The organism is Streptomyces sp. NPDC045899 (assembly GCF_056431485.1).
Window position 1 is genome coordinate 23,969 of record NZ_JBWKKP010000029.1, and the last position, 18,499, is coordinate 42,467.

Annotated in this window: 21 protein-coding genes; 12 read left to right on the top strand and 9 right to left on the bottom strand. The window is 73.7% G+C overall.

Annotated elements, in window-relative coordinates; all coding sequences use genetic code 11:
- Positions 1 to 3: 3 nt before the first annotated feature.
- The gene (locus AC07FT_RS31275) at positions 4 to 1,329 is read left to right on the top strand and encodes an FtsW/RodA/SpoVE family cell cycle protein (protein ID WP_479179348.1); all 1,326 of its coding nucleotides are present in this window, start codon (positions 4 to 6) and stop codon (positions 1,327 to 1,329) included.
- 16 nt (positions 1,330 to 1,345) lie between these two features.
- On the opposite strand, the gene AC07FT_RS31280 is transcribed toward AC07FT_RS31275, so the two are convergent.
- Both AC07FT_RS31280 and AC07FT_RS31285 read right to left on the bottom strand, forming a co-directional pair.
- Positions 1,346 to 2,113: a maleylpyruvate isomerase family mycothiol-dependent enzyme gene (locus tag AC07FT_RS31280; protein WP_479179349.1), complete on the bottom strand. Its 768-nt coding sequence runs from the start codon at positions 2,111 to 2,113 to the stop codon at positions 1,346 to 1,348.
- A gap of 394 nt (positions 2,114 to 2,507) precedes the next feature.
- Complete coding sequence (locus AC07FT_RS31285) at positions 2,508 to 3,953, bottom strand: NAD(P)H-hydrate dehydratase (protein ID WP_479179350.1); 1,446 nt, start codon at positions 3,951 to 3,953, stop codon at positions 2,508 to 2,510.
- An 83-nt stretch (positions 3,954 to 4,036) separates the two neighbouring features.
- Between AC07FT_RS31285 and alr the strand changes: the two genes are divergently transcribed.
- The 4 genes from alr (at position 4,037) to AC07FT_RS31305 (ending at position 7,357) form a co-directional block, all read left to right on the top strand.
- On the top strand, positions 4,037 to 5,191 hold the full coding sequence (gene alr / locus AC07FT_RS31290; protein WP_479179352.1) for an alanine racemase: 1,155 nt from the start codon (positions 4,037 to 4,039) through the stop codon (positions 5,189 to 5,191).
- 2 nt (positions 5,192 to 5,193) lie between these two features.
- Positions 5,194 to 6,408 (top strand): alpha/beta fold hydrolase, encoded by a 1,215-nt coding sequence (locus AC07FT_RS31295; protein ID WP_432036578.1) that lies wholly within the window; start codon positions 5,194 to 5,196, stop codon positions 6,406 to 6,408.
- A gap of 15 nt (positions 6,409 to 6,423) precedes the next feature.
- A complete protein-coding gene (gene tsaE / locus AC07FT_RS31300) occupies positions 6,424 to 6,924 on the top strand; it encodes a tRNA (adenosine(37)-N6)-threonylcarbamoyltransferase complex ATPase subunit type 1 TsaE (RefSeq protein ID WP_479179354.1) in 501 nt (166 codons plus the stop codon).
- A gap of 238 nt (positions 6,925 to 7,162) precedes the next feature.
- Positions 7,163 to 7,357 carry a hypothetical protein gene (locus AC07FT_RS31305; RefSeq protein ID WP_471203445.1) on the top strand — a complete coding sequence of 65 codons (195 nt, stop codon included), beginning with the start codon at positions 7,163 to 7,165 and terminating at the stop codon, positions 7,355 to 7,357.
- A 218-nt stretch (positions 7,358 to 7,575) separates the two neighbouring features.
- On the opposite strand, the gene AC07FT_RS31310 is transcribed toward AC07FT_RS31305, so the two are convergent.
- Positions 7,576 to 8,133, bottom strand: coding sequence for a hypothetical protein (locus AC07FT_RS31310; RefSeq protein ID WP_479179356.1), 558 nt, complete (start codon positions 8,131 to 8,133; stop codon positions 7,576 to 7,578).
- 221 nt (positions 8,134 to 8,354) lie between these two features.
- Here AC07FT_RS31310 and tsaB point away from each other — a divergent pair, with 221 nt between their 5' ends.
- The 5 genes from tsaB to AC07FT_RS31335 all read left to right on the top strand — a co-directional run bounded on the left by tsaB (position 8,355) and on the right by AC07FT_RS31335 (position 11,752).
- Positions 8,355 to 9,029, top strand: a complete 675-nt coding sequence (gene tsaB / locus AC07FT_RS31315) for a tRNA (adenosine(37)-N6)-threonylcarbamoyltransferase complex dimerization subunit type 1 TsaB (protein WP_479179358.1) — start codon at positions 8,355 to 8,357, stop codon at positions 9,027 to 9,029.
- Positions 9,026 to 9,592: a ribosomal protein S18-alanine N-acetyltransferase gene (gene rimI / locus AC07FT_RS31320; protein ID WP_471203439.1), complete on the top strand. Its 567-nt coding sequence runs from the start codon at positions 9,026 to 9,028 to the stop codon at positions 9,590 to 9,592. The genes tsaB and rimI overlap by 4 nt, the downstream gene beginning before the upstream one ends.
- A complete protein-coding gene (gene tsaD, locus AC07FT_RS31325; RefSeq protein ID WP_479179360.1) occupies positions 9,585 to 10,709 on the top strand; it encodes a tRNA (adenosine(37)-N6)-threonylcarbamoyltransferase complex transferase subunit TsaD in 1,125 nt (374 codons plus the stop codon). Before rimI ends, tsaD begins: the two co-directional genes overlap by 8 nt.
- Complete coding sequence (locus AC07FT_RS31330; RefSeq protein WP_471203437.1) at positions 10,706 to 10,969, top strand: hypothetical protein; 264 nt, start codon at positions 10,706 to 10,708, stop codon at positions 10,967 to 10,969. Before tsaD ends, AC07FT_RS31330 begins: the two co-directional genes overlap by 4 nt.
- A gap of 132 nt (positions 10,970 to 11,101) precedes the next feature.
- Complete coding sequence (locus AC07FT_RS31335; protein ID WP_479179362.1) at positions 11,102 to 11,752, top strand: hypothetical protein; 651 nt, start codon at positions 11,102 to 11,104, stop codon at positions 11,750 to 11,752.
- A gap of 1 nt (position 11,753) precedes the next feature.
- Here AC07FT_RS31335 and AC07FT_RS31340 read toward each other — a convergent pair whose 3' ends face one another.
- The 3 genes from AC07FT_RS31340 to AC07FT_RS31350 all read right to left on the bottom strand — a co-directional run bounded on the left by AC07FT_RS31340 (position 11,754) and on the right by AC07FT_RS31350 (position 13,908).
- A complete protein-coding gene (locus AC07FT_RS31340) occupies positions 11,754 to 12,104 on the bottom strand; it encodes a WXG100 family type VII secretion target (RefSeq protein WP_479179363.1) in 351 nt (116 codons plus the stop codon).
- A 142-nt stretch (positions 12,105 to 12,246) separates the two neighbouring features.
- Complete coding sequence (locus AC07FT_RS31345) at positions 12,247 to 13,095, bottom strand: arylamine N-acetyltransferase family protein (RefSeq protein WP_479179365.1); 849 nt, start codon at positions 13,093 to 13,095, stop codon at positions 12,247 to 12,249.
- A 120-nt stretch (positions 13,096 to 13,215) separates the two neighbouring features.
- Complete coding sequence (locus AC07FT_RS31350; RefSeq protein ID WP_479179366.1) at positions 13,216 to 13,908, bottom strand: TetR/AcrR family transcriptional regulator; 693 nt, start codon at positions 13,906 to 13,908, stop codon at positions 13,216 to 13,218.
- A 92-nt stretch (positions 13,909 to 14,000) separates the two neighbouring features.
- On the opposite strand from AC07FT_RS31350, the gene AC07FT_RS31355 reads away from it, so the two are divergent.
- Complete coding sequence (locus tag AC07FT_RS31355) at positions 14,001 to 15,515, top strand: MFS transporter (RefSeq protein WP_479179368.1); 1,515 nt, start codon at positions 14,001 to 14,003, stop codon at positions 15,513 to 15,515.
- Here AC07FT_RS31355 and AC07FT_RS31360 read toward each other — a convergent pair.
- Together AC07FT_RS31360 and AC07FT_RS31365 are read right to left on the bottom strand one after the other, a co-directional pair.
- Entirely contained in the window at positions 15,478 to 15,684 is a 207-nt protein-coding gene (locus tag AC07FT_RS31360; protein WP_479179369.1) for a DUF397 domain-containing protein, read from the bottom strand. The two genes, AC07FT_RS31355 and AC07FT_RS31360, sit on opposite strands and share 38 nt — an antisense overlap.
- Before the next feature lie 66 nt (positions 15,685 to 15,750).
- Positions 15,751 to 16,602, bottom strand: a complete 852-nt coding sequence (locus tag AC07FT_RS31365; protein WP_479179370.1) for a Scr1 family TA system antitoxin-like transcriptional regulator — start codon at positions 16,600 to 16,602, stop codon at positions 15,751 to 15,753.
- A gap of 166 nt (positions 16,603 to 16,768) precedes the next feature.
- On the opposite strand from AC07FT_RS31365, the gene AC07FT_RS31370 reads away from it, so the two are divergent.
- Entirely contained in the window at positions 16,769 to 17,248 is a 480-nt protein-coding gene (locus tag AC07FT_RS31370; RefSeq protein WP_471203420.1) for an ATP-binding protein, read from the top strand.
- Here the strand turns inward: AC07FT_RS31370 and AC07FT_RS31375 are convergent.
- A complete protein-coding gene (locus AC07FT_RS31375) occupies positions 17,238 to 18,440 on the bottom strand; it encodes a class I SAM-dependent methyltransferase (RefSeq protein WP_479179372.1) in 1,203 nt (400 codons plus the stop codon). The two genes, AC07FT_RS31370 and AC07FT_RS31375, sit on opposite strands and share 11 nt — an antisense overlap.
- Positions 18,441 to 18,499 lie beyond the last annotated feature (59 nt).

The following is an 18,499-nucleotide window of genomic DNA, read 5'->3' on the forward strand; positions in this document are numbered from 1 at the left end:
CACATGGGGCGCAGGGCTGAATTAGGGCTGCTGGGGCTGGCCGTGCTGCTGGCCCTGCTGGGGTACGCCTCGGTGGGAATCGCCCTCGACGGGCAACTGCCGGACCGGCTCCCCGCGTTCACGCTGGGGGCGGTGCCGCTCATCCTGACCGCCCATCTCGCGGTGCGCCGCTTCGCCCCGTACGCCGACCCGCTGATCCTGCCGCTGGCCGTCGCGCTGAGCGGGCTGAGCCTGGTGCTGATCGGCCGGCTGGACCACTCCTACGCCGAGCGCTACGGCTCCCCGGCGATGGCCCCGGCCCAGGTGCGGTGGACCGCCATCGGCCTCGTGGTGTTCCTCGGGATCCTGGCGCTGCTCCGGGACCACCGGCTGCTGCGCCGCTACACCTACGTCACCGTCCTGGTCTCCCTGGTCCTGCTGATGGCCCCGGCGTTCTTCCCCGGCGACCTGTACGGCGCCAAGCGCTGGATCCGGCTGGGGCCGCTGTCGTTCCAGCCCGGGGAGTTCGTCCGGATCGGGATCGCCGTGTTCTTCGCGGGCTACCTGACCGCGCACCGGGACGCGCTGGCGCTGGCGGGCCGCCGGGTACTGGGCTTCCACTTCCCGCGCGGCAGACAGTTCGGGCCGATCGCGGCGGTCTGGGCGCTGAGCCTGCTGGTGCTGGTCTTCGAACGGGACCTCGGCACCTCGCTGATCTTCTTCGGGCTCTTCGTGATCATGATCTACGCGGCCACCGAGCGCACCAGCTGGGTGGTGGCGGGACTGCTGATGTTCGCGGGCGGCGCCTATGTCGTGGGCTCGATGGAACCCCATGTGCACGGCCGGATCGTCGCCTGGCTGCACCCCATGGACTACTACCTGCCGGACCCACCGCCCGGACTCACCTCCCCGCAGGCCGCGGAGGCGCTGTTCAGCTTCGGCACCGGCGGTGTCACCGGTACCGGTCTGGGGCGCGGCCACTCCGACCTCATCGGGTTCGCGGGCCGCTCGGACTTCATCCTCACCACGGTCGGTGAGGAACTGGGCCTGGCGGGTATGACGGCCGTCCTGCTGGTGTACGCGCTGCTGATCGAACGGGGGCTGCGGACCGCGCTGGCAGCGCGCGATCCGTTCGGCAAGCTGCTGGCGGCCGGACTGTCCGGAGCGCTGGCGCTCCAGGTCTTCGTGGTCGCGGGCGGGGTCACCGGGCTGCTCCCGCTGACCGGCAAGGCGCTGCCGTTCCTGGCCGCGGGCGGCTCCTCCCAGGTGGCCAACTGGGTGCTGATCGCCATCCTGATGAAGATCAGTGACCAGGCGCGAAGGCCCGAGAGCGGCACGGGAACCGCATAGCCGCACGGACGGCCCGTCACCGCAGCCAGAAACCGGTCCGCGTCAGCCACAGTTCCAGCAGGGCGCCGTCCCCGAGGACATCGACGCCGGGGGCGGGCCGCCGGTAGAGCAGCAGGAGCAGCTCGGTCAGCGGACCGCGCACCGTCACGGCCGCCCCCTCGTCCGCACGGCGCCAGACCGGTGCGGAGCCGGTGAGGTCGACCAGCCACCGCGCCCCGGTGTCCACGGCGTGGAACCGGAGGGTCCGGGCGGGTCCGAGCAGCGGGGGCCCGGACGCGTAGGCCTCCGGCACGGTGCCGAAGTCCATCCACTCGTCGAGGGCGTCGGCCGCCAACTCCTCGTCGAGGGTGTACTCCGCGCCGACCGCCAGGGCCGCGTCCGCCCGGTGCACGGCTGTCTCATGCGCCATCCGGCGGGCCCAGAACATCGGGGTGCCGCCCGGGCCCGGTGTCCACACCGGGATGTCGGGACCGGCCGCGCGCAGGGTCTCCGCCAGCCGCGCCGCGCCCTCGCCGAGACGGACGCCGAGCGCCTCCGCGTCCTCGCCGGCGATCCGCGGGACGTCGTTGACCAGCTCGTCGGAGACCGGTTCCGTCGCCCGGGAGCCGACGGCCCCCTGGGCCCAGCGGTGCGTACCGTTCACATGGCGCAGCAGCTGGCCGAGGTTCCACCCGGGGCAGCCGGGCACCGGGGCATCGAGGTCGGCATGTCTGACGAGGTCCCTCAAGCGCTCGGTCTGCGTGACGATTTCGGCGGCGTAGCGGTCCAGGCTCAGGGCGGTCATACGAGTCAGGCTACGGACCGCCCGGAGCCCCGCCACCGGTTTTCCCCACCCCGCAGGATCCGGTCCGCCCGTCGCCCGTCGGCGGACCCGTTGAGCCGTCAGTCGTGCTCGCCCGGTGCCGTGTTCGGGTGGGTGTCCATCGTGCGACGGTCGCTGGGCCGTCCGGTGTCCGCCGGCCGGCGGGTGTTGTTGGTCAGCTGTCGGATCCGGTGGTTCGCTGCCGGGTCGGCGATCGCCGCGTTGCTGCCAGGTGGGCCGGGTCGCTGCCCGGCCGCCCGTCGCCCGTCGGCGCACCTGTTCAGCCGTCAGTCGTGTTCGCTCGGTGCCGTGTCCGGGCGGACGTCTGTCGTGCGGTGGTCGCTCGGCTGTCCGGTGTCCGCCGGCCCGGGCCGTGTCAGGCGGTGACGTCGCGCCAGGCTTCGGTCAGGGCCGTCGCCACGTCGTAGGCCGCGATCGGGGCGCCGTGGGGGCCTGCCGCGCGGCGGGCGGCGAGGCCGTGGAGGTAGGCGCCGACCGAGGCCGCGTCGGCGGCGGCGAGGCCCGACGCGAGGAGTGAGCCGGTCAGTCCGGACAGCACGTCACCGCTGCCCGCGGTGGCCAGCCAGCCGGTGCCGGTGGGGTTCACCCGCACCGGCCCCGCACCGTCCGTGACCAGCGTGGTGGACCCCTTCAGGAGCACCGTGGCGCCGTAGCGCCCGGCCAGCTCCCGCACCGCCGTCAGCCGTCCCGACTCCACCTCCTCGCGGGAGACGCCGAGCAGGGCCGCGGCCTCGCCCGCGTGCGGGGTCAGCACCGTGGGCGCCGCACGTCCGCGGAGATCGCCGGAGGGCAGCAGGCGCAGCCCGTCGGCGTCGACCAGGACCGGGACGTCGGAGGCGAGCACGTCCTCCAGCGAGTGGCGGGCGGCCGCGCCGTCGCCGAGACCGGGGCCGACCACCCACGCCTGTACGCGGCCCGCCTTGGCCGGGGGACCGGTGTGCACCAGCGTCTCGGGGAAGCGCGCGATGACCGCGTCGGTCGCCGGACCCACGTAGCGCACCGCCCCCGCACCGCCGCGCAGCGCGCCCGCGACGGCCAGCACCGCGGCGCCCGGGTAGCGGGCGGAGCCCGCGACCACGCCGACCACCCCGCGCCGGTACTTGTCGCTCTCCGCCGACGGCCGGGGCAACAGCGCCGCCACGTCCCCGTGCTGGAGCGCCTGCGCGTCGGGTACGGACGGCAGGTACGGCTCCAGGCCGATGCCGATCAGTCGCAGCGCCCCCGCGTGGCCACGGGCGGGATCGATCAGCAGCCCCGGTTTGTACGCACCGAAGGTGACCGTGGCGTCGGCGCGCACCGCGGCGCCCCTCACCTCACCGGTGTCGGCGTCCACCCCGCTCGGCAGGTCCACCGCGACGACCGTGCCGCGCACCGCCCGCGTCAGCCGTTCCGCGGCCTCCCGCAGCCCGCCCTTGCCACCGATGCCCACGATCCCGTCCAGCACCAGTCCGGCGCGGGCCAGGGCCGGCTCGGCGCGGTCGTCATCGGCCGGTACGGCCCGTCCGCCCGCCGCCAGCAGTGCGCGCAGACCCCCCGGATGGGTCCGGTCCGGGGCCAGCAGCACCGCGGTGACCCCGGCGCCGCGCCGGGCCAGCCGGGCGCCCGCGTAGAGCGCGTCGCCCCCGTTGTCCCCGCTTCCGGTCAGTACCGCCACCCGGGCCCCGGACACCCGGCGCAGCAGATCGGCGCAGGCCGCGGCCAGTCCGGCCGCCGCGCGCTGCATGAGCGCTCCGTCCGGCAGCCGCGCCATCAGCTCCCGCTCCGCGGCCCGTACGGTCTCGACGCTGTAGGCAGTCCTCATGGTCACAGTCTCCCGAACGGAGGGCTCTCCGTGCGTGGAAGCACACACTCCGATCGGCGGACGGGCCTGAGAGACTGACGGGGATGGACGAGACACCGATGCGTGCCCGAGCCGTGGTCGATCTGGCCGCCCTGCGGGACAACGTTCGGGCGCTGCGTGCCGCGGCGCCCACCGCCGAGCTGATGGCCGTGGTCAAGTCGGACGGCTACGGTCACGGCGCGCTGCCCTGCGCCCGCGCCGCCCGCGAGGCCGGTGCGAGCTGGCTGGGGACGGCCACGCCGGAAGAGGCGCTCGCGCTGCGCGCGGCGGGGGACACCGGCCGGCTGATGTGCTGGCTGTGGACGCCGGGCGGCCCCTGGCGGGAGGCGATCGAGGCGGACATCGACGTCTCGGCCAGCGGCCGGTGGGCCCTGCGGGAGGCTGCCGCCGCGGCCCGCGCCGGCGGCCGGACCGCCCGGGTCCAGCTGAAGGCCGACACCGGCCTCGGCCGCAGCGGCTGCCAGCCCGCCGACTGGCCCGCCCTGGTCGCCGAGGCGCGCGCCGCCGAGGCGGAGGGCAGTGTGCGGGTGACCGGTGTCTGGTCCCACTTCGCCTGCGCCGACGAGCCGGGCCACCCCTCGATCGAAGCCCAGCTCACCGTCTTCCGCGAGGTGCTCGCCCACGCCGAACGGGCCGGGCTGCGGCCGGAGGTGCGCCATCTGGCCAACTCCCCGGCCACGCTCACCCTGCCCGCCTCCCACTTCGACCTCGTCCGCACCGGTATCGCCACCTACGGCATCTCGCCGAGCCCCGAGATCGGCGTGCCCGCCGACTTCGGGCTGCGGCCGGTGATGACGCTGTCCGCCTCGCTCGCCTCGGTGAAGCGGGTGCCGGGCGGCCACGGGGTCTCCTACGGCCACCGTTACGTCACCCCGGGCGATACCACCCTCGCCCTGGTGCCGGTCGGCTACGCGGACGGCATCCCGCGCCATGCCTCGGGCACCGGTCCGGTGCTGGTCGCCGGGAAGTGGCGGACGGTCGCGGGCACCGTGGCCATGGACCAGTTCGTGGTGGACCTCGGCGGCGACAGCGCGGTCGAGGGCGAGGAGGCGGTGCTCTTCGGGCCGGGGGACCGGGGGGAGCCGACCGCCGAGGACTGGGCACGTGCCGCGGGCACGATCGCCTACGAGATCGTCACCCGTGTGGGTTCCCGGGTGCCACGCGTTTATGTAGGTCATTCGGGGGGCACAGGGATCTGACCATGGGCGACGACAGCACGGCAGAGATGGCGACACGGGTCGCGGCGGGGGCCACAGCCGTGGGCTGGAGGCGCGGAGCCGGGTTCGCGGGCGCCGCGATCGGCGTCCTCGCGGCGGGAGCCGCGGCGGGCGTCGCCCTGGAGCGCCTCACGGTCGGCCGCGGCGTACGGCGCAAGGCGCGCCTCGCGCTGGATGCCGAGGGCCCGTACGGCACGCTGCGCGGCACCCCCGGCAGGGCGGTGGCCGACGACGGCACCGAGCTGTACTACGAGGTGGAGGAGGTCCGGGAGAGCCCGGCACCCCCATCGTCCCGGCGCAAGCGGCGGTTCGGCCGCAAGGCTCCGGGCACCCCGGTCACCATGATCTTCAGCCATGGCTACTGCCTGGCCCAGGACTCCTGGCACTTCCAGCGCTCCGCGCTGCGCGAGGTGGCCCGCACCGTCTACTGGGACCAGCGCTGCCACGGCCGCTCGGCCCGCGGCTGCGCCCAGGCCGACGGTGACGCCCTCACCATCGATCAGCTCGGCCGCGATCTGAAGGCGGTCATCGACGCCGCGGCACCCGAGGGCCCGCTGGTGCTGGTCGGCCACTCCATGGGCGGGATGACGATGATGGCGCTGGCCGCGCAGTACCCGGAGCTGGTCCGGGACCGGGTGGTCGGCGTCGCGTTCCTCGGCACCTCGGCGGGCCGTCTCGGCGAGGTCAGCTTCGGCCTCCCGGTCGTCGGGGTCAACGCGGTGCGCAGGGTGCTCCCGGGGCTGCTGAAGGCGCTGGGCTGGCAGGTCGAACTGGTCGAGCGGGGCCGCCGGGCCACCGCCGATCTCTTCGCCGGGCTGATCAAGCGCTATTCGTTCGGCTCCAAGGACGTGGACCCCGGGGTCGCGCGGTTCGCCGAGCGGCTGATCGAGGCCACCCCGATCGATGTGGTCGCGGAGTTCTACCCGGCGTTCCTCGCCCATGACAAGGCCGGGGCGCTGCCGCACTTCGACGGGCTGCCGGTGCTGGTGCTGGCGGGCGACAAGGACCTGATCACGCCCATGGAGCACAGCGAGGCCATCGCGGAGCTGCTGCCCGGCGCCGAACTGGTGATCGTCGAGGAGGCCGGCCACCTCGTGATCCTCGAGCACCCCGAAGTGGTCAACGGACATCTGACCGAACTGCTGGCCAGAGTGGTGGACGGGGTCGAGGGACGGGCCCGGCGAGGGGTCTCCGGCTGAGTACCATCGGCCGGTATGGACGTAGCGACACGCATCACCGTCACCTCGCCCGAGCAGATGAGGGACCTGGGCCGCAGACTCGCCGAGCTGCTGCGCCCCGGCGACCTGGTGCTGCTCACCGGTGAGCTGGGCGCGGGCAAGACCACGCTGACCCGGGGCCTGGGGGAGGGCCTGGGCGTGCGCGGCGCGGTCACCTCGCCGACGTTCGTGATCGCCCGGGTGCACCCGTCGCTGGGCTCCGGTCCGCCGCTGGTCCATGTGGACGCCTACCGGCTGGGCGGCGGTCTGGACGAGATGGAGGACCTCGACCTCGATGTGTCGCTGCCGGAGTCGGTGATCGCGGTCGAATGGGGCGAGGGCAAGGTCGAGGGGCTGTCCGAGGACCGGCTGCACGTGGTGATCGAGCGGGCGGTGGGCGACGGCGCGGCCGGTGACCCCGACGACGCCCGCGGTGTGGTGGTCACCGGGGTGGGGCCGCGGTGGGCCGGTGCGGATCTGGCGTCGCTGACCGGATGACCCGTCCGCGGTCATCCCTGTCCGCGCGCATCCCCGCTGTCATCCTCGCTGTCGTCCCCGTCCGCGCAGGGGGGTGACGGGCGGCTGACGGGGTACATTCCGACAAGCCGTCGGCATGATGTTGCGCTGTGGGCATCGGCCGTGGTCACATGGGAGGGGGAGCGTGGTTAGGCGTGCCTAACCACCTTCGGATTTTTCCCTGTTCGTCCGAGTGCCCCAGGACCCTCAGGAGGCATCCATGTCGGCCCAGGAACCCGTCGTCGGGACAGACCGGCGCGACGACGGCCGCCCGCCGTCGATGAGGGACCTGCTGGCGGCCTGTGCGGCGGCCAGTGCGGTGTCCACGCCCCCGGCCGGGGAAGCGGGCTCCGCCGTCGAGCGGCCGGCGTCCGAACCGGACGAGGCCGCGCGCGAGCGCCGCGACGCCGCGTAGCGGACGCCCCGGCCGACAGCCGGACCGCCCAGGCCCTGTCATGCCGGTCGTCGCGGGCCCGCGGCGCCCGGCACCGTGTCCCGCCGCGTCGCCGGGATCATCCGAGTACGCCCAGTACGAGGGCGACCCTCCGCCGTGCGATCCGCCCCGGCCAACGCCGGGAGGTGCCCCCGCACCAGACGCCGCGGGCTGATCCACGACGACCGGCGGGACGGGACCTAGGCGATCACCACCACCGCGGTGCCGACCTGCGCGAACTCCCACATCGCCGTGCCGTCCGCCCGTGCCTCCCGCACCGCGCCCGTCCGCTTCCGCGCGTCCGGGTCCGGCATCGTGCCGTCCATGGCCGCGCTGAAACCGAACACCACGCCCCCTTCCGAGTGGAAGACGACGACGTGCTCGACCTGCACCCCGTCCGACCCCACACCGCCCGGGTTCCGCGAGGAGACCTTGTACGTCCCCGGGTCCGGGCTGGCCGAGCTGGGGCCGACCGCGAAGGTGCGGGTGGCCCGGCCGTCCGCACCGACCAGCCACACCCGGCGGTCCCCGAGCGCGTAGACGACCCGGGTGCCGGTCCCCGAATTCCTGGGCAGGACCGTGGACTTCTTCTTGGTCTTCTTCGCCCGGTCCTCCGACCCGTCGGAGTGCGAACCGGGCCGGGCCTGCGTGGGATGGTCGGGCGCGGTCGCCGCGGCCTGGTAGCCGAGGAAGGCGACGGCGCCGAGTGCGGCGGCGGTGAGAACGGCGACGGCGGGCCCGGTGCTGCTCCTCGGCACGGCGGACATCCTCTCCTGCGGTCAGTACGCGCTCACGGCCCGTACGCACTTATGGCGACGGTAGCACCGGCGCGTGGCACGGGAGTGCGCTCACCGCGCGCCACCACCGCCCTGTTGCCCCCTTGGTACGAAGGACTCGCCACCGGGGCCGGGGGTTCACGGCGGACGAACGCCGCCGCACACCGAAGAACGATCTTCCGGGGGCGCCGTAGGCTGTCCTCGTGCTGTTGCTCGCTCTTGATACCGCCACCCCCGCCGTCACGGTCGCCCTGCACGACGGCTCCGAAGTTCTCGCCGAGTCCGCCGACATCGACGCCCGGCGCCACGGTGAGCTGCTGCTCCCCGCCGTCCACCGGACCCTGCGGGCGGCGGACACCGAGCTGGCCGAGGTGACGGACATCGTCGTCGGGGTCGGCCCCGGCCCCTACACCGGGCTGCGGGTCGGGCTGGTGACGGCCGCGACCTTCGGCGCCGCCCTCGGCATCCCCGTCCACGGGCTGTGCACGCTGGACGGGATCGCGTACGCCGCCGGGCGGGCCGGGCTGACCGGCCCCTTCGTCGTGGCCACCGACGCGCGCCGCAAGGAGGTCTACTGGGCCCGCTACGACGATCCGCTGACCCGGGTGACCGAGCCCGCCGTGGACCACCCCGCCGATCTCACCGAGGCCGGGCCCGTCGCCGGACTGCCCGCCGTCGGCGCGGGCGCCCTCCTCTACCCGGCCGCCTTCGCCGAGGTGCCGTCCGGGATGCCCGAGCACCAGTCGGCCGGGGCGCTGGCCTCGCTGGCCGCGGCGAAGCTGGCGCGCGGCGGGGAACTGCTGCCGCCCCGGCCGCTGTACCTGCGCCGCCCCGACGCCAAGGTGCCCGCGAACTACAAGGTGGTCACCCCCAAGTGACCGGCCCGACCGTGACGTTGCGCGAGATGCGCTGGTGGGACATCGATCCCGTGCTGGCGCTCGAGGAGGAGCTGTTCCCCGACGACGCCTGGTCGCGCGGGATGTTCTGGTCCGAGCTCGCCCACGCCCGGGGCCGGGACGTCACCCGTCACTACGTGGTCGCGGAAGCGGGCGGCGCCGGCACGGACCAGGATCCGCGGCCGGGCGCGATAGTCGGCTACGCCGGGCTCGCGGTCTTCGACCACACCGGTGACGTCCAGACCATCGCCACCGCCCGCGACCACTGGGGCACCGGGCTCGGCGCCCGGCTCCTGACCGATCTCCTCGGCGCCGCCACCGCCTTCGAGTGCCGGGAGGTGCTCCTGGAGGTGCGCGTCGACAACACCCGCGCACAGCGCCTGTACGAGCGCTTCGGCTTCGAGCCCATCGGTTTCCGCAAGGGCTACTACCAGCCGGGCAACGTGGACGCCCTCGTCATGCGGCTGACCGATCCGGCCGCGCCCACGACCCCTTCCGCGGCCGTGCCGCCCCCCTCAGTACAAGGAACGAAGACCCATGGCTGACGAACCGCTCGTCCTCGGCATCGAGACCTCCTGCGACGAGACCGGCGTCGGGATCGTCCGCGGCCACACCCTGCTCGCCGACGCGGTCGCCTCCAGCGTGGACGAGCACGCCCGCTTCGGCGGAGTGGTCCCCGAGGTCGCCAGCCGCGCCCATCTGGAGGCGATGGTCCCCACCATCCAGCGGGCCCTGAAGGAGGCCGGGGTCGCCGCCTCCGATCTCGACGGCATCGCCGTCACCGCCGGTCCCGGACTCGCGGGCGCCCTGCTCGTGGGCGTCTCCGCGGCCAAGGCGTACGCCTACGCCCTCGGCAAGCCGCTCTACGGCGTCAACCACCTCGCCTCGCACATCTGCGTCGACCAGCTGGAGCACGGCCCGCTGCCCGAGCCGACCATGGCGCTGCTGGTCAGCGGCGGCCACTCCTCGCTGCTCCTGGCTCCCGACATCACCTCCGACGTCCGCCCGCTGGGCTCGACCATCGATGACGCGGCGGGCGAGGCGTTCGACAAGATCGCCCGGGTGCTGCACCTCGGCTTCCCCGGCGGCCCGGTCATCGACCGCATCGCCCGCGACGGCGACCCCGACGCCATCGCCTTCCCCCGCGGTCTCACCGGTCCGCGGGACGCCGCCTACGACTTCTCCTTCTCCGGTCTCAAGACCGCCGTGGCCCGCTGGATCGAGGCCAAGCGCGCGGCGGGCGAGGAGGTGCCGGTCGCCGATGTCTCCGCCTCCTTCCAGGAGGCCGTCGCCGATGTGCTGACCCGCAAGGCCGTCCGCGCCTGCAAGGACGAGGGCGTCGACCACCTGATGATCGGCGGCGGCGTCGCCGCCAACTCCCGGCTGCGCGCCCTGGCCGAGCGGCGCTGCGAGGACGCGGGCATCACCCTGCGCGTCCCGCGCCCCAAGCTGTGCACGGACAACGGCGCGATGGTCGCGGCCCTCGGCGCGGAGATGGTCGCCCGCGGCCGCTCGGCCTCCGCCTGGGACCTGTCCGCCGACTCCTCGCTCCCGGTGACGGACCCCCATGTCCCCGACCCCGAGGCGCATACGCACTCCCACTCCCACACGCACGACCACGACCATGTGCACGAGCTGAGCCGGAAGAACCTCTACGCATGACCGTCGCCCTGATGTGGGAGGCCCGTGCGGTCGAGGGCGCCGGAGCCGATCTGCTCACCTGGGCCGCCCGCCAGCCCCTGGACCCGCCCCCGCTGCGCCGCGAGACCTTCCGCGCCCCCGAGGACCGGGTCCTGGTCATCACCTGGTGGAACGCCGCCTACGACACCCCGGGCCTGCCCGAACTCCCCGATCCCCCCGAGCATCTGACCCGCCGCGCCGTCCACCGCTGGCGCTTCGAATCGGTCGCGGACGGGAGCTGAACGAGACCGGTCGGTGAACTTGTCGGCCCCGGGCGGGCCCGGGCGCCGCTCCCGGGAACTGCCAGACTTGGACGCCCATGACGCTTGTGCCATATGCCCCCGGGCCATGTGCCGGACCGGCGAAAGGACGCCATGCTCCCCTCCACCACCCTTCCGCCGCCGCCCCCGCCCGTGCCGGAGCAGGGGGCGTGGGGCGACCGGGCGGGGTTGCTCGAGGAACGGGCGCGGGCGTTGGGGACGTTGGCGCGCTGGTACATGGCGCCGCACCGGGCGCTGCTGCTGTGGCTGTCGGCGATGGTCTTCGCGCTGGGGTGGGTGCTGGCCGTCTCCGGGTTCCAGTTCCTGGTGACGGGGGAGCTCGTCGAACACATCCTGGGCGTGATGTTCCTGGGCCTGTCGCTGGGCGCCACGATTCCGTCGAGCCTGGGCGTGGCCACCGGTATCCGGCGTGACGTCGTCGTGGGCGGGCGGCTCCGCGACTGGGCCCGGCTGGAACGCGACCCCCGGACCCTGCCGCTCTGGCGCGTCCGGGGCGGCGCCCTGCTGTGGCTGCTGCCGTCGGTCCTGCTGTCCAGCCTCGGGCTGGCGCTGGGGGTGTCCACGGTGTCGGCCGAGCTGAGCCCGGAGGGGTTCGGGTCGCTGATCGGCATCGCCGTGGTCTTCGCGGCGGCCGGGGGGCTGGGGCTGGCCAAGGCGATCGACTACTACCGTCTCGTCAGCCGCGAACTCACCCCGGAACCCGGCCCGGAACCCGGCCCCGGACAGGGGCCGGAGGGCCGCTAGGTCAGACGTCCTCCCGGTGCGGCCCGTCCTCCCCGTCGTTCGCCGAGGACCGCTGGAGGGACAGGAAGCGGTGGCGCAGGTCCAGGAAGTCCTGGCTCAGGGTGCCGCCGTGGCGCTTGGTGGCCTCCTCGATGCAGGTCATCAGCTGTCTGATGCGCGCGGCGTCCATATACGCGTCGCGCTGGAGCTTCTTGTAGGCCGCGGCGGCGGGGCCCTTCCAGTCGGCGTCGAGCGACCGGACCAGGTGGTCGAGGCGCTCGATCTTCCGCTCGAGGTAACTGATCATCTCCTCGAGGTCCTTGGTCAGGTCGGACAGTTCCCGTTCCGACACGGACAGCTTGTCTTGGCTCATGTCCCCGTCCCTGCCACCCTCCGATCGGCCCATCAGGGGGATGATCGTGCCATGCGGCCCGGCGGCGCGGTGCGGCACCCGCGTATTCGGCGGAATCCGCGGTTCGGGGCAACCGGTCGAAGGGTGGCTCGGGCAGGGTGGCTCAGTTGGGCAGGACCGTGTCCGAGGGCAGGTCGATGCCGAAGTCGGCGGCGAGGACGCGCAGGACCTCGTCGTCGTCGGCCAGTTCGCGCTGCTTGCGGGTGCCGTCGGGGTGGGTCTCGGACAGGGTCCGGGCGATGAGTTCGAGGTGCAGGTCGACGCTGTTGCGCTGGGCGCGGAGGGTGTGCTGGAAGGGCGAGCGCGGGTTGGTGGCCGTATGCCAGTTGATGACCGCGTAGTCCGCCGCGTCGAAGGGCTCGCGGTTGAACGCGTACTGGTCCTCCCAGACCCCGTCGTGGAACGCCTGGAAGACGAACAGGTCCTCCAGCCCTCCCGGGTGGGGCTCCCGGATGTAGCGGTGGCGGCGGGTGGCGTCCTGCAGCTCGGTGTCGGTGACGAGCGGTACGGCCTCCAGCAGACCGCCGATGGCGCCGAAGCCCACGTCGGCGATCCAGCGCTGCGGTTCGCCCGGGATCTCGACCAGCAGGACCATATGGCTGCGCGGGCGGACCGCGCCGGGGGTGGCGCCCGCGCGGACGCGGGCGGCGAGGCCGGTGACGCCGAAGCCGATCGCGGTGAGGGCCGCGGAGAGCAGCGAGTTCTGTTCGTAGCAGTAGCCGCCGCGCCGGCTGCGGACCAGCTTGGCCTCCAGGTCGGGCAGGGCCAGGGAGGGCGCCGAGCCGAGGAGCGGCTGGAGGTTCTCGAACGGGATGGAGGTCACGTGCGCCAGGTGCACCGCACGCAGGGTCTCCGCGGTCGGGGCCGGGGGACGGGCGCCGGTCCAGCCGATCCGGGTCAGATAGGCGTCGAGGTCCAGCCGGGGTGCGGCCGGGGACGGAGCATCGGTCATGAGCCGACGGTAACGCCGCGGGAGGCCCCGTACCTCCTGCCTGGGGGCGGACCTCAACTCGTCCGCTGGACCGAGGACTTCGGGCCGATCACCTGCTCCTCGCCCGGGGCGTCGCGGTGATCACACACCGTCCCCGGTCCGGTCGAGCAGGCCGTTCACGAACGCCCGCAGCTCCTCCGCCGGGTCGTACGTGTCCGTGATCCCGTCCCAGCGGTCCGCCAGTGCGGACAGCCGCGGCAGCTCGGCGGGGTCCGCATCGGTGAGCAGGGAGGGGAACGCCGCGCGGCGGTCCGGGGCCTCCGCGCGGCGGGCGAGGGCCGTGCGGAAGACGAGCGTGCCGAGCACGTAGTGCCAGATCGAGCGGTATGTGTGCACCGCCCGGCGCTCGCTCTGCCCGCACGCCATGGCCGAGTCGATGATCTCCTCGACCATCCACAGGGCGTCCTTGTCGGTGAGTTCGCCGAGGCTCAGCACCTCGACCACCCACGGCAGCTCCTGGAGCGTGCGCAGCATGTGCAGGGCCACCGTGTGGACCCGTTCGCGCGGGTCCTCGGGCAGGTCGGGGCGGGGGCGGGTGCGCGCCGTCCCGGCCAGGACGAGCTGGAGCAGCTCGTCCTTGTCGCGGACGTGGCGGTAGAGGGCCATCGGTGTGGCGCCGACCTCCTTGGCCAGCCGCCGCATGCTCAGACCGCCCGTCCCCTCCTCCTCGAGGATGCGGCGCGCGGTGGCGACGATCGTCTCCCGCTCCAGCCGGCGGGGGCGTCCGCCGGTCCGCCGGGCCTTCGCGGTCCCTGTCTCCGTCTCCTTCGTCACCGGCCCATTGTCCCTGCACGGGGTTGGTGTACGGGTTAAGTATACGCGTACACTAACTGGACTGGCCCCGGGGGATCCGATGGAGGAGGACCATGAACGACCAACGGGAGAGAACGGGTTGGCTGCTGGCCGTCGCGCTCACCGTGCAGTTCGTCGTCGCGCTCGACATGTCCGTGGTGAACGTCGCACTGCCCGACATCCGTGACGACCTCGGCTTCGACCCGGGCGGGCTGCTCTGGGTCGTCAACGCCTACGCCCTCGCCTTCGGCGGGCTGCTGATGCTCGGCGGGCGGCTCGCGGACATCGTGGGCCGGCGGACGACGCTGATGGCCGGGCTCGCGGTGTTCGGGCTGGCCAGCCTCGGCGGCGGGCTGGTGGGCTCGCCCGGCTGGCTGATCGCCGCGCGTGCCGTGCAGGGGGTGGGCGCCGCGGCGCTCGCGCCGGTGGCGTTCACGCTGATCGCCGTCACCTTCCCGGCCGGGCCCGCGCGGGCCCGGGCGCTGGGGCTGTGGGGGATGGCCTCGGCGGCGGGCGGCGCCGTCGGGGTGCTGGCCGGAGGGCTGCTCACCGCATGGGCGGGCTGGCGCTCGGTGCTGTTGATCAATGTGCCGATCGTGCTCGCCGCGCTGGCCGCGGCCCGCTTCTCGGTGGCGCCCGACCGGCGCGAGGGTCCGCCCGCCCGGCTGGACGCGGCCGGGGCGCTGCTGGTCACCGGCGGTATGACGGCCCTGGTGCTGGCACTCGTGCGGACCGAGGCCCATCCCTGGAGATCGCCGACCACCCTGACCACCCTCGCGGTCGCGGCCGTGGCGCTGCTCGCGTTCGTCGTCGTGGAACGGCGGGTGGCACAGCCGCTGTTGCGGATCGGGCTGCTGCGGCAGCGTTCGGTGCTGGTCGCGAACCTCTTCGTGCTGCTGCTGTTCTCCGGCCAGTTCGCGGCCTTCTACTTCACCTCGCTCTATATGCAGCAGATCCTGGAGTACGGGCCGATCAGGGCCGGGACCGCGTTTCTGCCCTTCTGCGCGGGCGTCGTGATCGGCTCGCTCACCGCGACCCGTACGGTGGCCCGGTTCGGGGTGCGGAACCTGCTGGTCGCGGGCGGGCTGCTGGGCGCCGCCGGATTCGTGTGGTTCCGGCTGACGGTCGGGGTGGACGGCGGGTTCGCGGACTCGGTCCTCGGCCCCTCCCTCGTGGCGAGCGTCGGCATCGGACTCTGTGTCGTCCCGATGGGCACGGCCGCGACAACGGGTGTGGCGGCGCATGAGACCGGTATGGCGTCCGGCCTGGTCAACAGCTCACGGCAGATCGGGGGTTCGCTGGGGCTCGCGGTCCTCGCGACGGTGGCCTCGCATACGACGGACGCCGACGGCGGCGGTGGTCCGGCCGCCCTCGTCTCCGGCTACGCCACGGCCTTCGGGGTGGCGGGTGCGCTGCTGGCGGTGGCCGCCCTGAGCGCGGCGCTGCTGCTGCCGGGGCGCGGCGGACCGGTGGCGGCGGAGCCGGACGCGGCGGACGCGGCGGCGAAGGGCCCGGACCAGGCGCCTGTCGAACCGTCCGTCGAACCGCCCGTCACTGCGCCGCGAGGTGATCGAACGCGCCTGCCTTGACGGCGTCGAGCAGGGCCCGCAGCCGCGCGGGGGTGGTGGTCAGGACGGTGTCGGGGTCGTCGCTCTCGCGCAGCGCGACCCCGCCGCCGGGTATGGAGGCGAGCTCCACACAGGAACTGCCGTCCCCTTGGGTGGAGTAGGAGGACTTCCGCCAGGTCATCTCGGTCATGTGCGTGCTTTCGGCCGATGGATACGGGGACAGTGGTGGGGCGGGGGTGAGGGCGGTGCCGGGGGCTCAGAGCTGTCGGGTGATCCCGTGGATCAGGTCCCGTGACGCGTCGGCGGCCAGGCTCACCTTCGTCGTCCGCTCCAGCACCGCCCGGTGGATGGTCAGCTGGGTCTCGGCGTGCAGGAACATGGGCCCGTGCGCCGAGTCCAGCTGCACGGTGTCCAGCTGCGGCACACTGCCCGAGGCGTAGGTGACCGAGACCCCCGAGACGGGGAAGCCGCCCGCCTCGAAGGGGATGACCCGCACGGTGACGTTCCTCCGGGTGGACGCCTCCAGCAGGCTCTCCAACTGGGCGCGCATCAGCTGCGGTCCGCCGAACCGCATCCGCAGGGACGCCTCGTGGAGGATGAACGTGCACGGCGGCGGATCGTCCCGGTCGAGGACGTCCCGGCGCTTCATCCGGTGGGAGAGTCTGCGCCGCAGCTCCGTCGGGGACCACGGGGGCACCGTCTCGTTGAGGACGGCGGTGGCGTACGCCTCCGTCTGCAGCAGACCGGGCAGGAACATCAGCTCGACCACGCGCAGACTCCGCGCGTAGTACTCCAGCTCGGCGAGGTCGAGACCGCCGGTCGCGATATGGCCGCGGTACTCCTCCCACCAACCGCCCTTGCGCTCCCGGGCCATGGCGACGAGCGCGTCGACGTAGGCGCGGTCCGGGCAGGCGTAGATCGAGGCGAGCGCGCGGACCCGCTCCTCGCTCACCCCGAAGCGCGCCAGCTCCAGGTTGGTGATGTGGGTGCGGTTGATGCCCAGCCGGTCGGCGGCGTCCTGGATGCCGAGTCCGGCCTTCTCGCGCATCCTCCGCAGCTCGGTGCCCAGCCGGAGTTGACGGGCGGTGGGGGCGCTTCTGGGCGGCATGCTCCTCCGTTGCTCTTTCCCCCTCAGGGGCCGGACGTCGGGGAAATTAACCGGTGCCGTAGCAGATGTTTCCATATCTGCCCTACCGTGGGTGGCGGAACCGCTACCACGCGTTGATCGCCGCAACGGTACGCGCACCATCGGCCCCCTCGCAGGGAGTTGACCCATGGGTACCGACCACGAGCCCGAGGATGTCCCGCCGCCCGCGCCCACCGCCTCCGGTGACCGTTGCGTCTACACCCTGCGCGGCAGCCGCGGCCCCGCGTCGCCCAAGATCCTGCGGGACTTCGTCGCCTGCGTCCTGAACTGCACCGATCAACAGGGCCTGGTGGACGCCGCGACCCTGTGCACCTCGGAGCTGGTCACCAACGCCTATCTGCACGGCGAGGGCGACGCGCTGCTGCTGCGCGTGGTGATCGAGCCCCCGCGGCTGCGTGTACTGCTCTACGACGGCTGCGCCGCGCTCCCGGTGCCCTCCCGCCTCCCGGACGGCGACCAGCCGCGCGGCCGCGGGCTGCGCGTGGTCGGCGCGCTCGCCGAGGCGTGGGGGACGGCGGAGGGCGATCCGACGGGCGGCTACGCCAAGGGCGTCTGGTTCGAGCTGCGGAACGCCGGACCGGCCGGACGGGAGGTGCTCAGGGGCTAGCCGGAGCGGGCACCTCGGCCGGATGCCCCAGCAGCATCGTCGGGGCGCCGTCGACACGTGTGAGCAGGATGGTGCAGGCCTTGCGCCCCGCCAGGCGCAGCTTCTTGCGCAGCGTCTCCGGTTCCACCGCCGAACCCCGCTTCTTGATCGTGACGATCCCGATCTCCCGCTCCCGCAGCAGCGCCTTGAGCTTCTTCAGGTTGAACGGCAGGACGTCGGTGATCTCGTACGGCGTGGCGTACGGCGTCGGGCGCAGCTCGTCCGCCGTGATGTAGGCGATCGTCGGATCGATGAGCCGCCCGCCGATCCGGGCCGCGACATCGGCCACCAGATGGGCACGGATGACGGCGCCGTCCGGTTCGTACAGCCAGCGCCCCACCGGACCGGTCGGCGGATCGGGCAGCAGCCGGGTGCCCAGCAGCGAGTGGGAGGCCGGGAGCAGGGTGGCGCGGCGCATCCCGGGGCGGGCCGTGCCGAACCACAGCACGGCCTCCTTCACCTGCCCGTGGTCCGAGATCCACTCGGCCTCCGCGTCCTCCGGGACCGCCTCGTGGGGGATCCCCGGGGCGATCTTGAGCGCGGCGCGCGGCGTGGTGCGGGCGGCCCCGACGGCCCAGGACAGCGGCGGGGAGTACGCCTCGGGGTCGAAGACCCGGCCCCGGCCGCCGCGCCGGGCGGGATCGACGAAGACCGCGTCGAAGGGGGTGGTGTCGATCTCGGCGACATCCGCGCAGCGGACCTCGATGAGCTCGGACAGACCCAGGGAAGCGGCGTTGGCGCGGGCCACCGCGCAGGTCAGCGGATCCCGGTCGACGGCCAGTACGGAGATGCCCGCCCGGGCGAGCGCGATCGCGTCGCCACCGATGCCGCAGCACAGATCGGCCACGCCGCGCACCCCGAACCCGGCGAACCGCTCGGCGCGGTAGGCGGCCACGGAGGTGCGCGTGGACTGCTCGACACCGTGCGGGGTGAAGTACATCCGGTGGGCGTCCTCGCCGAACTTGGCGACCGCCCGCTGGCGCAACTGGGCCTGCGTCAGGGCCGCCGAGACCAGCGCCGCCGGATGGTCACGGCGCAGCCGGGTCGCGGTGGTGAGCTCGTCCGCCGGGTCGTGGTCCCGGAGCGCGGTGAGCAGCTCCTGACCCTCGTCGCCGAGGAGTGAGTCGAAGGCGTCAACGTCCACATGGCCCATTCTCCCCGCTCCCGCGGGCGTATTCGCACCCACGCGGCGCGCGCTTCCCCCCATTCCGG

Bases quoted from the DNA above. Each gene is read 5' to 3' on its own strand.
- AC07FT_RS31370 (WP_471203420.1), top strand. From the start codon at position 16,769: ATGGGTACCGACCACGAGCCCGAGGATGTCCCGCCGCCCGCGCCCACC.
- tsaD (WP_479179360.1), top strand. From the start codon at position 9,585: ATGGCTGACGAACCGCTCGTCCTCGGCATCGAGACCTCCTGCGACGAG.
- AC07FT_RS31330 (WP_471203437.1), top strand. From the start codon at position 10,706: ATGACCGTCGCCCTGATGTGGGAGGCCCGTGCGGTCGAGGGCGCCGGA.
- AC07FT_RS31375 (WP_479179372.1), bottom strand. From the start codon at position 18,440: ATGGGCCATGTGGACGTTGACGCCTTCGACTCACTCCTCGGCGACGAG.
- AC07FT_RS31275 (WP_479179348.1), top strand. From the start codon at position 4: ATGGGGCGCAGGGCTGAATTAGGGCTGCTGGGGCTGGCCGTGCTGCTG.
- AC07FT_RS31340 (WP_479179363.1), bottom strand. From the start codon at position 12,104: ATGAGCCAAGACAAGCTGTCCGTGTCGGAACGGGAACTGTCCGACCTG.
- tsaE (WP_479179354.1), top strand. From the start codon at position 6,424: ATGGACGTAGCGACACGCATCACCGTCACCTCGCCCGAGCAGATGAGG.
- AC07FT_RS31360 (WP_479179369.1), bottom strand. From the start codon at position 15,684: ATGACCGAGATGACCTGGCGGAAGTCCTCCTACTCCACCCAAGGGGAC.
- AC07FT_RS31345 (WP_479179365.1), bottom strand. From the start codon at position 13,095: ATGACCGATGCTCCGTCCCCGGCCGCACCCCGGCTGGACCTCGACGCC.
- AC07FT_RS31305 (WP_471203445.1), top strand. From the start codon at position 7,163: ATGTCGGCCCAGGAACCCGTCGTCGGGACAGACCGGCGCGACGACGGC.
- alr (WP_479179352.1), top strand. From the start codon at position 4,037: ATGGACGAGACACCGATGCGTGCCCGAGCCGTGGTCGATCTGGCCGCC.
- AC07FT_RS31335 (WP_479179362.1), top strand. From the start codon at position 11,102: ATGCTCCCCTCCACCACCCTTCCGCCGCCGCCCCCGCCCGTGCCGGAG.
- AC07FT_RS31285 (WP_479179350.1), bottom strand. From the start codon at position 3,953: ATGAGGACTGCCTACAGCGTCGAGACCGTACGGGCCGCGGAGCGGGAG.
- AC07FT_RS31355 (WP_479179368.1), top strand. From the start codon at position 14,001: ATGAACGACCAACGGGAGAGAACGGGTTGGCTGCTGGCCGTCGCGCTC.
- AC07FT_RS31365 (WP_479179370.1), bottom strand. From the start codon at position 16,602: ATGCCGCCCAGAAGCGCCCCCACCGCCCGTCAACTCCGGCTGGGCACC.
- AC07FT_RS31280 (WP_479179349.1), bottom strand. From the start codon at position 2,113: ATGACCGCCCTGAGCCTGGACCGCTACGCCGCCGAAATCGTCACGCAG.
- AC07FT_RS31295 (WP_432036578.1), top strand. From the start codon at position 5,194: ATGGGCGACGACAGCACGGCAGAGATGGCGACACGGGTCGCGGCGGGG.